This is a genomic window from Vibrio sp. T13N (assembly GCF_032970445.1).
GTDB lineage: Bacteria > Pseudomonadota > Gammaproteobacteria > Enterobacterales > Vibrionaceae > Vibrio > Vibrio diabolicus.
Genome location: NZ_JAWJYE010000012.1, coordinates 15,830 through 27,821 on the forward strand (window position 1 = coordinate 15,830; position 11,992 = coordinate 27,821).

An 11,992-nucleotide genomic window follows, 5' to 3' on the forward strand; every position below is an offset into this window, starting at 1 on the left:
TCCTCCTAGTACGTCATACAAGCGGCATTTAATACGCCGACCGATATAGAAACAGCGGCTAATACAATACCGGCGGGCAGCTCATCTTTTTCGATACGCTCAGTCACTTTTGGAAGTAAAACAAAACGTACAATCGCAAATGCAATGATCTGCGCCAGCATTGCAACAACGCCCCATACCATAAAATCGACAATGTTGACTGAGTTTTTTGCCGCCCCCGAAATCGCAATACAATAACCAAGAAATGCGCCACTTAGTGCAATCGCTGCCGCTGTATTTTGCTTTTCTTTGATCAGGTGCCATTCATCGTAAGGCGTAAGCTTGACGTAGATGAACTTAAACGCCAAAACGAAAATAATAGAAACAGAAAAATAGAGTAAAAAGTTGGGAAAACCTGCTAACAGGTCAGCAATCATGTGCATTATTGTTCCTTGTTCATTTCTTTCCATGCAAAATCTTCAATACGTTCATCTGCAATGTAAAACAGCTTGGTACTCGGTGGTACTTCTGCATCTAAATCTGGGTTGAGTTGGATACCATGGCCAATGTCAAAAGCAATTAGCGTGGCATGATGACGTCTTTTGAGAAAAACAAAGAGACTCTCAACAGTAGTTACTGGCAGCCTTTCAGGATAAATAACCGAGTATTGAGTCATGCCTCGTGTTGAAGCTAATAGCTCTTGGTGAAGTGCACTTGAGCCTGGATCTACCGCCGCTTTTGCCAACATTTCTGCGCCAACAGCAGGTATGCATTCCGCTTTAGGACAGTGTTGACTTAAAAGACGGCCTAACGCCTCATCTTTAAAGTAAGCGACCAAATGTGCGGAAGGATTCACAGAAGCACAGTGCAGCGCGGCTGACAGCGTGATATCGTCCGAGAGGTTATCAACAATAACGCAAGCTGCTTCAGCAATATTGGCGTTTTTCATCTCTTGCGAATCCGTGTAGCTGGTCACTTTGATAAAACTGATCTCGCCTGGCAACGGGTTTTCTATTTCTGAACGGCTGCATAAAACAATCGGACGCTTCCCCTCTTCTTCATGTTGTAACATGCGAATAAGGTGCATCGTTCTCGATCCATTCCAACCCAACAATACAATATGGTTTTCCACTCTTACTCTCCGTTTTCCTAAAATACCCGCTCGCCAGTAATCCATCGCTGCTCCAGCGACACGTCCCAATAATGCAGCGAATAGGCTCAAGCCGCCTGGGATCACAAACAGTACAACAACCCATTTACCCAAATCTGTCACTGGAGAATGATCGCCATAACCCACCGTACTCGCCGTAACCATAAGGTAATAGATAAAGTTAGAGAAGCTGTCTGTTAATGCGGTTTCACCAGCGAGAACGAGCAGTCCCCATGAAAGGCTCACATATAAGCCACTAAAGATGAGAAGACTTCGGTTGCTCAATTTAAAAAGGTGTGAACTAAGCCACTTTTTAACTATTAACCACACCGCCATAAATTTATGACCTCGATATTCATTGATTACATCAATAGTAACTCATTGATAGTAAGACACAAAAAAACCAGCCATATTCGGCTGGTTTTTGAGATTTACTTTCAGTTACGCCTACTTTTTAAGCATTACCTTTCACTTGCATATTTAGCTGCTCAGCAAAGTCCAACATACGATTTAACGGAATGAGCGATTTAACACGCAATTCTTCATCAACAAAGATCTCGTGTTCTTCACCGCCTTCACTAAGCGCTTTCTCTATCGCTTTCAAACCGTTCATTGCCATCCAAGGGCAGTGTGCGCAGCTACGGCATGTTGCGCCAGCACCTGCGGTTGGAGCTTCGATAAGTTCTTTCTCTGGCACAAGTTGCTGCATTTTAAAGAAAATGCCTTTGTCTGTCGCAACGATCATTTGTTTGTGAGGAAGCGCTTTCGCTGCTTTGATCAGCTGACTCGTTGAGCCAACGGCATCGGCAAGTTCAACCACGCTTGCTGGTGACTCAGGATGAACCAAAATAGCCGCATCTGGATACACGCTCTTCATTTTGCGTAGCGCATCAGCAGAGAACTCATCATGAACCACACACTCACCTTGCCATAGCAGCATGTCTGCGCCAGTTTTATTAGCGATGTACGACCCTAGGTGACGGTCTGGTCCCCAGATGATTGGCTTGTCTTCAGCGTCTAAGTGTTCCACGATTTCAAGCGCAATACTTGATGTAACGACCCAATCGGCACGAGCTTTAACTGCGGCAGACGTATTTGCATAAACCACAACCGTGTGATCAGGGTGAGCATCACAGAACTCACTGAACTTATCCGCTGGACAGCCAAGATCGAGCGAACATTCCGCTTCCAACGTTGGCATTAGAATTCGCTTTTCTGGTGTTAGGATTTTGGCCGACTCGCCCATAAAGCGAACACCGCCAATGATCAGTGTGCTTGCAGGATGACGATTACCAAACTTCGCCATTTCCAACGAGTCACCAACAAAACCACCCGTTTCTTCCGCTAGGGCTTGAATCTCAGGATCGGTATAGTAGTGCGCGATAAGTACCGCATCCTTTTCTTTTAGCAGCTTTTTAATGCGCTCAATGTAAGATGCTTTTTCTTCTTCGCTTAATGGAACTGGTTTCGGTGGGAATGGGTAAACAGTGTCGATTTTATCTAATATATGGCTCATTGCTCTTGCTCTACGCAACTTCCTTTAATCCGAGTATTGTAACCTCGTTAATTTTCAAAAACCAACTTGTCGCGGGGATTTCTAGCTATCTAGCCGTATATCTTTGTTACAGGTAGCATTTCTGATTGAAAAGATCCGTTGCAAGATGGGGATAAAAGGCTCGATGCCATTCCTCTCGATTTATTCGATCACCACCGATAAAGAAACGGAAAAGAAAAAGGAAGCCGAAGCTTCCTTTTTAAAACATAACGTCTTACAGCTTAGAGCTGGCAAGTTTTGCAGATGCACTACCTGGGTATTCATCAACCACTTGTTGGTAGTACTTTTTCGCTTGAGCTGCATTGTTATTACGCTCAGCGATTTCACCTAACTTGAGCAAAGCATCGGCTCGCTTATTGGAGTCTTTATAAGACACCACCGCAGCAAAGCTCTTTACAGCATCTTTGTCCTGCTTCTTAGCGAAGTACAATTGGCCTAGCCAATAGTGAGAATTCGCTGAGTATGTGGAGTCAGGATAATCTTTCTGGAACTGCTGGAACGCTGCAATTGCGCCAGTGTAGTCACGCTTCTTGAGAATGAGGTCGACTGCATTTTGGTATGCCGTTTGCTCATCAACATTTGGTGTGTACTGACCACCTGTTTTAGCCGGTTTCGCATCTTGCGCAGGCGCGGATTTGATTTCTCCACGCACACGATCTAGCTCGACAAACAACTCTCGTTGACGTTGCAACATTTGCTTCATTTCGTAGCTATTTCGCTCTAATTGACCACGTAATTCACTGATCTCTTGTGACATTTGGTCAATTTGCTGTTGCATTTGGAGCTGAACGCGATTGCGGTTTTGTAGCAAGCGCTCTAGACGCTCTACTTCCGTTTCAGATGAACGGCTCTTAGAGACGGATGATGTGCTGTTGAGATCGGATACTGGAGCTGGTGCAGCGAACGCAAAGTTCGCTGCACTTGCCAGTAACGTAAGCGCAACAGCGCGCTTAGTGTTACTGAACATGAGGATTACCTCGAATTAGTATACTAGAACCGCGCGACGGTTCTTAGCGTATACTTCATCTGATTGACCTAGAAGAAGTGGTTTCTCTTCACCGTAGCTAACGATTGAGATTTGATCAGCTTGAACACCTAGTGCTTGCAGGTAGTTCGCTACTGCTTGTGCACGACGCTCACCTAGAGCAATGTTGTACTCAGGTGTACCGCGCTCATCAGCGTGACCTTCGATAGTTACGTTAAGTGCTGGGTTCTTGCTTAGGTAAGAAGCGTGAGCTGCAAGCATCTCTTCGTAATCTGCTGCAATTGTTGAGTTATCAAAAGCAAAGTAGATTGTTTGAGTTTCGCGTAGCGCTTGCTCTTTTAGCTCTTGCTCTGTTAGCTGACCGCTTTGATCAATTGGCGTAGCTACTGTTGTTTCAACTGCGCCATTGTTGTTTGTTGCTGCACCAGTGTTAGAAGCAGCGTCGTCGCTTGAACTACACGCTGTAACAGCCATTACAGGAAGCGCGATTAGTAGCCCTTTTAGAACCTTGTTCAGTTGCATCTTATTTTCCTTTATTAATCAAACTTATTACTACAAAAACGGTGACCATGCAGGCGCTCTAACACGCCCATTTGTTGCCGGTAATCTAGCTTTGAATCGACCATCAATTGACACCATCGATAGTACGTTTTTCTTGTTGTAAATCGAGCTATACACAACCATGCCACCGTTTGGGGCAATACTAGGAGACTCATCAAGCAAGGTCTTAGTTAAGACTTGAAGAGCACCAGTTTCCAAATCTTGTTTCGCCAAGTTAAATCCTGCGTTGCTGCGGTTCACCATTACTAGGAATCGCCCATCAGGAGTAATCTGGCCACCCAAATTTTGGCTGCCTTGCCAAGTCAAACGGTCAATAGAACCGCTGCCCAAATTTACTTGATAAATCTGTGGTTTACCACCCCTATCCGATGTGAAAATCAACGATTTTCCATCCGGATGCCAGAACGGTTCCGTATTATTTGATCTGCCACGCGTAATTTGCGTCAGCTTACGAGTGTTAAGATCGAACGTATAAACATGAAGCGAGCCTGTCTTAGAGAGAACAATCGCTAACTTATTGCCATCAGGCGAAAATCTTGGCGCACCATTATGACGAGGGTATGAAGTGATCTTCTCACGCTCACCGGTGTAGATGTTCATGATGAAGATTTCTGCTTGACCATTTTGGAAGCTAACATACGCAAGCTTTTTACCATCTGGCGACCATGCTGGTGACATTAATGGTTGCTTAGAACGTAAAACCAAGCGCTCATTGTAACCATCGTAATCAGCCACACGAAGTTGGTAAGGAAAACGGTCTTTATCATTCACCACCACGTATGCAATACGGGTCATGAAGGCACCACGGTCACCCGTTAACTGCTCATACACCAAATCAGAGATGCGGTGAGCGTACTCACGCATGCGAGGGCCTTGAACGGTCGCGACCTTATTGAACAGCACATGATCTTTTGACAGTACTAATTCGCCATCGCTACCAAGCGCTTTACTTTTCCCGCCCGTTAGCTGGCCACGCACAATATCAACAAGTTGGTAGTTGATAACGTAATCACCTTGAGCATTTTGTTTGATTGAGCCAGTCAGCAGAGCATCTACACCTAAATTAGTCCAGGCATCAAAATTGACTTCTGATTCACTGAACGGAGTTTGTGGCATCTTGCTCGTTGGAACGGGGCTGAACTTACCACTGCGTTGCAAATCCGAGGCAATAACAGCAGAAATATCCGTTGGAAGCGCTTGAGTGCCCTCCCACTTAAACGGAACAACAGCAATTGGTCGTGCTGAATCAATACCATCGGTAATGACCAACTCTAATGCGGCATTCGCCACATTTGTCATACTGCTAAACAGTACAAACATTCCTAGTAAAAGGCGTCTAATCACGTCTTATTCCTTTTAGTCCAAAGCAACAGTTATGTTGATGTCTTTTAGTCTTTCGTTTACCGCAGCTTCTGAAGATTTAGGGAACGTCCCTACCTGAGCTATCGCTCGCTTCGCCGCTGCACATACTCGAGTATCGCCACTCAAAACGGTAACACCAGAGACCATCATATCAGTTCCTGTCGGAATCAATTTGATGTTTACCCTACACTCCTTTCCCAGCAAGTAGTCATCCTTAATCAACTTTTGCTGAATATTTTGAGTATAGATGGATGACATTCGAGAAAGTTCGTCGTCAATAAATTGATTTCGAGCAGCACTATTTTTACTAACCTCATCCTCAAGGCCTGCAAAAATATCATCTAGCGCGGCTTCTTGCGCTTTACGCTCGCGCTCTGCACGTTCCGCCGCTTCTCTCGCTTTGCGCTCTCGCTCTGCCGCCTCTTTTGCCGCTTTCTCTTTTGCGATGCGCTCTTGTTCAGCTTTTTCAGCGGCTTCACGCTCACGACGTGCTTTTTCTTCCGCTTCTTTTGCCGCCTTTTCACGAGCTAGACGTTCTTGCTCAGCTTTTGCTATAGCCGCTTCTTTCGCTAAACGCTCCTGCTCAGCTTTACGCACAGCTTCTTCTTTTGCCTTACGCTCTTTCTCTAGCTTAGCAGCTCGCTCTTTTTCTTTGCGAACACGTTCTTCTTCCTGCTTGCGCTCTTGTTCTTTTTTCTTACGTGCAGCTTCTGCTTCTCGTGCCGCTTGAGCATCTTTCGCTTGCTGTTCTTTCAACTTGCGAATTTGCTCTTCTTCAGCTTTACGGTTTTTTTCTAGCTGCTCTGCTTCGCGTCTCAATTTATCAAGACGCTCTTGTTCTTTTTTTGCTGCCTTTTCACGTTGCTGGCGAATTTCTTTCGCTTGTTGCTGCACAAGTTTTGGATCGATGACAACAGCTTGAACCATTTGCCCTGTAGGCTCTGGTTTAGACATGTTGAAGTCCGTCCCCCAAAGCAGGGCTGCAACGAGAATTGCATGCAAACCAACCGATATTGCTATCGGTTTGGCGTATTGGTTGGGTTTCTTCTTGTGATCTTTCATAGATAATTGATGTCTATTCCCTGATATCGGTCATTAGACCTACCTTAGGGATACCAGCTCGACTTAGTTCATCCAGTAATAGGACAACATCGGCATATGGTGTTGCCGCGTCGCCACCTACCGCAACTGGTGAATCTGGCTTAACCTCTCGCTCCGCTTTCACTCGCACAATAACATCTTGCAACGACAAACCTCGCTGAACTTCTTCATCGTTTACGCTTAGGCCTAAATTACCCTCGCTATCAATTTCGATGATGATAAAACTACTGTCAGTTTCGCCAGCAAGGTCTTGCATAGATTCAGCGGTCGATGTTTTCGGAAGATCAACATCGACGCCTTGAGTCACAAATGGAGCGGTCGCCATAAAAATGATCAACAGTACGAGCATTACGTCGATATACGGAACAACGTTGATCTCCGCTGTCATTTTTCGCTTTTTAGGTTGATAACCCGCCATGCTTTATTCCTTATCCGCGCTGTCTCGGCCAGCCATCGCTTGACGATGAAGGATGCTGTGGAATTCTTCAGAAAATGTTGCGTAAGTGTGCTCTAGTTTGCTCACTTTATTGCTTAGGCGGTTGTAGGCCATTACAGCCGGGATAGCCGCAAATAGACCCATCGCTGTCGCGATCAATGCCTCGGCGATACCCGGTGCAACCATAGACAGCGTAGCTTGTTTTACTTCACCCAACGCAATAAAAGCGTGCATGATGCCCCAAACGGTACCAAATAGGCCGATGTAAGGACTGATAGAACCGACTGTCGCTAAGAACGGTAAGCTTGTTTCTAGTTCATCAACTTCACGAGAGACAGCAACGCGCATTGCGCGGCCAGTGCCTTCCATGATGTACGCTGGTGAGTTTGCGTTGCTCTTACGTAGACGAGCAAACTCCGTGAAACCTGCGTAAAAAATTTCTTCTGTGCCTTCAATTTCGTCTTTACGCGCTTTTACTTTTTGGTAAAGCTGAGAAAGATCAGTACCCGACCAGAATTTGTCTTCAAACTGCTCTGCATTCTTTGACGCTTGAGAAAGCACTTTGCTGCGCTTGATGATCATTGCCCATGACACAATTGACATGCCAAGCAACGTCAGCATCACAAGCTTTACCAACAGACTGGCCTGAAGAAAGAGATCTAAAATGGAAATATCAGCAGTCACTATTTGTTAGCTCCGAATTTATAAAGGTTGGAATAGCTATTGGTTTCATTTTCTTATTATCGATACATGCTACCTTAACAGAGGCCTTGCACAATATCTTGCCTTGATCATTGACCAACTCTTGACAGAATTGCAGGGAAGCACGTTTTATTTCTGACACTCGGGTTAATACTGTCAAATGCTCGTCCAGCCTTGCCCCTTGGTTGAAATCAATATCCATGTGTCGGACAACAAAGCCGATATTTTGTTCCAGTAACACATGTTGAGAAATGCCTTTAGCACGTAACATTTCTGTCCGCGCGCGCTCAAAGAATTTTAGATAATTAGAATGATATACAACGCCGCCCGCATCGGTGTCTTCATAGTACACGGTGATCGGCCAGCGAAAGAGATTTGATGTGCCTTGCAAGGGAGTCCCAATATATTCAATTCTTTAAAGTAATTACTATAACTGAAGCGACAGCAATTGGTACCGAGCTAAGGGAATATTTTTGAAATTTGTAGAAAAAATAAAAGCTAGGCGAAATACCTAGCTTTTATTCGATGATTTAGTAACCGACTTTATTACAGCGTATTTCAGCCTAAAAGAAATAAAGTGCCGTTAAATAAATTAAGATAGCTAACGAAAAGTAGGGACTAAACAAAACTTGCCAGTACCAGTTTCTCGGTTTGAAGCCCACACCGTAAACCATGCTTGAGCATACAGACCAAATCAGTGCTGGTGCGATGATTGAGTTAAAACCACCAATTGCTTGATGGTAAGCTTCAGGATCCCACATCACCAATCCTACATGCATAAAGCCAAGGATGAGAGATAAGACTCTTAACAGAGTCTTATCCATCGGAGCGTGAAGTTGCGCTACCTTATCAGCGAGATTACTCACTGTCTTTGTCCATCATTTCTGAGTGCTCTAACCAAAGAGCGTTGATGATACCGAATGCACAAGCAAGTAGTACACCTAGAATCCATGCGAAATACCACATAGTAAATGCTCCTTAGTAAAGTGAGTTTTTGTTGTCTTCAATGTACTGATCATCAAGGCGACCAAACATCTTGTAGTAAGTCCAAGACGTGTAACCAAGGATGATTGGTACCATAACAAACGCAACGCCTGTCATTAGGTTCAGAGTCAGTTCAGATGACGTTGCATCCCACATTGTTAAGCTGTGGCTTGGCATTAAGTCTGAAGGCATGATGAATGGGAACATCGCAAAACCTGCAGTAAAGATAACGCCAGCAACACCCAGACTTGAAGTAATGAACGAAATCGCACACTTTTCAAGACGAGATGCCAATACGGCAAGAAGCGGCATTGCAACACCTAGTACAGGAGCAGCCCATAGTAGTGGGTAGTTTTCAAAATTCTTCATCCACGCACCAGCTTCACGGATTACCTCTTTGTTTAGAGGGTTAGAAGCTGCATTAGTGTCGATACCGCCAACAATGACGTAACCATCAATATTTTGGATCCAGAAACCAGCCGCTACAAACGCTGCAACCGTCAGTAAACCTGCCAACTGAGCAACGTTGCGAGCACGCACATGCACTTCGCCCGTTGTTTTCATTTGTAGCCAAGTCGAACCTTGCATCAAAATCATGAACAAGCTAACTAGGCCACACAACAGTGCAAATGGGTTTAGAAGACCAAAGAATGAGCCATGGTATGTTGGCATCAAGAACTCACTCAATTGGAATGGTACACCCTGTAGTAGGTTGCCAAACGCTACACCAAAGATGATTGGTGGAACAAAACCACTGATTGAGATACAGATATCCCAGGTATTGCGCCATTTTGGATCTTCAATTTTAGAGCGGTAGTCTAGGCCCAGAGGACGAAGCCATAGCGCTGCCAGTGTCAAAATCATCGCTAAGTAGAAGCCTGAAAATGACGTTGCGTAAACCAAAGGCCAAGCTGCGAACAGTGCACCACCAGCAGTGATAAGCCAAACTTGGTTACCATCCCAGTGAGGGGCAATTGAGTTAATCATGACGCGACGTTGTGTGTCGTTTTTACCGATAATAGGTACAAGCGCGCCTACACCCATATCGAAACCGTCTGTTACTGCAAAACCAACTAGTAGAACACCGATTAGCACCCACCAGATGAGTCGCAAGATTTCGTAATCAAACATCTTGTTATCTCCTTACCTTACGCTTCTACTTGGCGACTAACTTTGTCTTCAACAGAGTCAGCATTTTGCTCGAAGTGGTAGCGACCCGTTTTTAGGCTACTTGGGCCTTTACGAGCGAATTTCAACATTAGGTAAACTTCTGCAACCAGGAATACCGTGTATAGCGCCAGAATTGCGAATAGTGAAGTCCAGATTTCGCCAGCAGTTAGTGCAGAAGCTGCAACATGCACTGGTAAAATTTCACCAACAGCCCATGGCTGACGACCGTACTCAGCGACGAACCAACCCGCTTCAATCGCAATCCACGGTAGTGGGATGCTGAATAGTGCAGCTTTAAGAATCCATTGTTTCTGTTCGATCTTCTGACGACACGTTTGAACAAATGCCGCACCGAAAACGAATAGCATGATGAAACCACAAGCAACCATGATACGGAATGACCAGAATAGCGGCCATACTGTTGGGATTGAATCGTCCGCAGCAGCTTGGATTTGCTCTTCTGTCGCATCAACAACATTGTCTGTGTAGCGTTTTAGAAGTAGACCGTAGCCTAGGTCACCTTTCACTTCGTCAAACGCAGTCATGTTTTCTTCTGACTTGTCACCCGCACGAAGCTTCTCTAGAAGTTCATAAGCGTACATACCGTCACGAATACGATCGACGTGCTCATCACGTAGGTCACGAAGACCTGTTACTTGCTCATCAAAAGAACGTGTCGCGATGATACCCATTACGTAAGGGATCTTGATTGCGTAATCTGTGTGCATGGTTTCTTGGTTAGGAACACCAAATAACGTAAACGCTGCTGGAGCTGGCTCTGTGTGCCATTCTGCTTCAATTGCAGCAAGCTTCACTTTTTGAACTTCACCAAGCTCGTAGCCAGATTCGTCACCAAGAACGATGGTAGATAAGATAGCTGCAATACCGAAAGATGCAGCGATAGCAAATGAACGACGAGCAAACGCAATGTCACGACCTTTTAATAGGTAGTATGAACTGATGCCTAGAATAAACATTGCGCCACAAGTGTAACCAGAAGCAACCGTATGCACGAACTTAACCTGAGCAACTGGGTTTAGTACAACTTCAGAGAAGCTCACCATTTCCATTCGCATGGTTTCGAAGTTGAAGTCCGCGCCTACTGGGTTTTGCATCCAGCCGTTTGCGATAAGAATCCAAAGTGCAGAGAAGTTAGAGCCCAGCGCCACAAGCCAAGTAACCGCTAAGTGTTGACGTTTAGATAGACGATCCCACCCGAAGAAGAATAGACCAACAAAAGTTGACTCCAGGAAGAATGCGACAAGGGCTTCGATCGCTAGCGGCGCACCGAAGATGTCACCTACATAGTGGGAGTAGTAAGACCAGTTCGTACCAAACTGGAATTCCATGGTAAGGCCTGTCGCCACACCAAGTGCAAAGTTAATACCGAATAGCTTACCCCAGAACTTGGTCATGTCCTTGTAGATTTGCTTGTTCGTCATTACGTACATCGATTCCATAATGGCCAGAAGGAAGGCCATACCAAGGGTCAATGGTACGAATAGGAAGTGATACATCGCTGTCAGTGCAAACTGCAACCGCGATAGATCAACTACGTCAATCATGGTAACTCCTATGTGTCGGCTGAATGACACTCTCTACATATTGCAATCCATATTCAAGTGTTATTTACACTTGAAAAATGTTGAATTATCACAACTCATTGTTGCAAAAATGTGCTTCATTGGTTAGTTAATTGTTAAGCATCAGCTAATATAGCTAGGGCTAATATTACTTGTAAAAACAGATTGTTTCAAAAGGTTTATAGCCGGAATGCGCTTTGATATACATCAATGTTTATGCGCGGAATTTGCACAAAAATCCATCACATTGATCCAGATCAACCAGTATTAGATACAGATGTTAAGAGAGAGTAATCAGGAGAGAAATTAACCAGTTGCGAGCAAACATAGAGTTAACAATCAATGCTTTTTACTTACTAAACTGGTATGAGAAGAAATTCAAAAAATGTGAGTTTGGTCAACTTTAATGAAGCGCTGGGCCGCA

At 44.8% G+C, this 11,992-nt stretch carries 14 protein-coding genes; all 14 read right to left on the reverse strand.

The annotated features are described in order from the left end of the window. Nucleotides 1-5: 5 nt before the first annotated feature. The 14 genes from R2S67_RS17855 to cydA all read right to left on the reverse strand — a co-directional run bounded on the left by R2S67_RS17855 (nt 6) and on the right by cydA (nt 11,550). Nucleotides 6-422, reverse strand: a complete 417-nt coding sequence (locus R2S67_RS17855) for a DUF350 domain-containing protein (protein WP_005390766.1) — start codon at nt 420-422, stop codon at nt 6-8. Beyond that, nucleotides 422-1,465 (reverse strand): potassium channel protein, encoded by a 1,044-nt coding sequence (locus R2S67_RS17860; protein WP_317346097.1) that lies wholly within the window; start codon nt 1,463-1,465, stop codon nt 422-424. Before R2S67_RS17860 ends, R2S67_RS17855 begins: the two co-directional genes overlap by 1 nt. 118 nt (nt 1,466-1,583) lie before the next feature. Next, complete coding sequence (gene nadA / locus R2S67_RS17865; protein WP_005390762.1) at nt 1,584-2,645, reverse strand: quinolinate synthase NadA; 1,062 nt, start codon at nt 2,643-2,645, stop codon at nt 1,584-1,586. A gap of 253 nt (nt 2,646-2,898) precedes the next feature. After that, nucleotides 2,899-3,651: a tol-pal system protein YbgF gene (gene ybgF / locus R2S67_RS17870; RefSeq protein WP_047008561.1), complete on the reverse strand. Its 753-nt coding sequence runs from the start codon at nt 3,649-3,651 to the stop codon at nt 2,899-2,901. 15 nt (nt 3,652-3,666) lie between these two features. Further along, nucleotides 3,667-4,191 (reverse strand): peptidoglycan-associated lipoprotein Pal, encoded by a 525-nt coding sequence (pal, locus tag R2S67_RS17875; protein WP_005378293.1) that lies wholly within the window; start codon nt 4,189-4,191, stop codon nt 3,667-3,669. 30 nt (nt 4,192-4,221) lie between these two features. After that, nucleotides 4,222-5,574, reverse strand: coding sequence for a Tol-Pal system beta propeller repeat protein TolB (tolB, locus tag R2S67_RS17880; RefSeq protein WP_005390758.1), 1,353 nt, complete (start codon nt 5,572-5,574; stop codon nt 4,222-4,224). Between the two features lie 12 nt (nt 5,575-5,586). Then, a complete protein-coding gene (gene tolA / locus R2S67_RS17885) occupies nt 5,587-6,654 on the reverse strand; it encodes a cell envelope integrity protein TolA (RefSeq protein WP_053807177.1) in 1,068 nt (355 codons plus the stop codon). Between the two features lie 13 nt (nt 6,655-6,667). Next, entirely contained in the window at nt 6,668-7,111 is a 444-nt protein-coding gene (locus tag R2S67_RS17890) for an ExbD/TolR family protein (protein WP_005378298.1), read from the reverse strand. A 3-nt stretch (nt 7,112-7,114) separates the two neighbouring features. Further along, nucleotides 7,115-7,813 carry a protein TolQ gene (gene tolQ / locus R2S67_RS17895; protein ID WP_005378301.1) on the reverse strand — a complete coding sequence of 233 codons (699 nt, stop codon included), beginning with the start codon at nt 7,811-7,813 and terminating at the stop codon, nt 7,115-7,117. Beyond that, nucleotides 7,803-8,222 (reverse strand): tol-pal system-associated acyl-CoA thioesterase, encoded by a 420-nt coding sequence (gene ybgC / locus R2S67_RS17900; protein ID WP_012841975.1) that lies wholly within the window; start codon nt 8,220-8,222, stop codon nt 7,803-7,805. Before ybgC ends, tolQ begins: the two co-directional genes overlap by 11 nt. 172 nt (nt 8,223-8,394) lie before the next feature. Then, complete coding sequence (gene ybgE, locus R2S67_RS17905; RefSeq protein ID WP_046874743.1) at nt 8,395-8,697, reverse strand: cyd operon protein YbgE; 303 nt, start codon at nt 8,695-8,697, stop codon at nt 8,395-8,397. Continuing rightward, nucleotides 8,690-8,797, reverse strand: coding sequence for a cytochrome bd-I oxidase subunit CydX (cydX, locus tag R2S67_RS17910; RefSeq protein ID WP_000270284.1), 108 nt, complete (start codon nt 8,795-8,797; stop codon nt 8,690-8,692). The genes ybgE and cydX overlap by 8 nt, the downstream gene beginning before the upstream one ends. Nucleotides 8,798-8,809: 12 nt before the next feature. After that, nucleotides 8,810-9,946, reverse strand: coding sequence for a cytochrome d ubiquinol oxidase subunit II (gene cydB, locus R2S67_RS17915; protein ID WP_006742909.1), 1,137 nt, complete (start codon nt 9,944-9,946; stop codon nt 8,810-8,812). A gap of 17 nt (nt 9,947-9,963) precedes the next feature. After that, on the reverse strand, nt 9,964-11,550 hold the full coding sequence (gene cydA / locus R2S67_RS17920; RefSeq protein ID WP_104971476.1) for a cytochrome ubiquinol oxidase subunit I: 1,587 nt from the start codon (nt 11,548-11,550) through the stop codon (nt 9,964-9,966). Between the last annotated feature and the right edge of the window lie 442 nt (nt 11,551-11,992).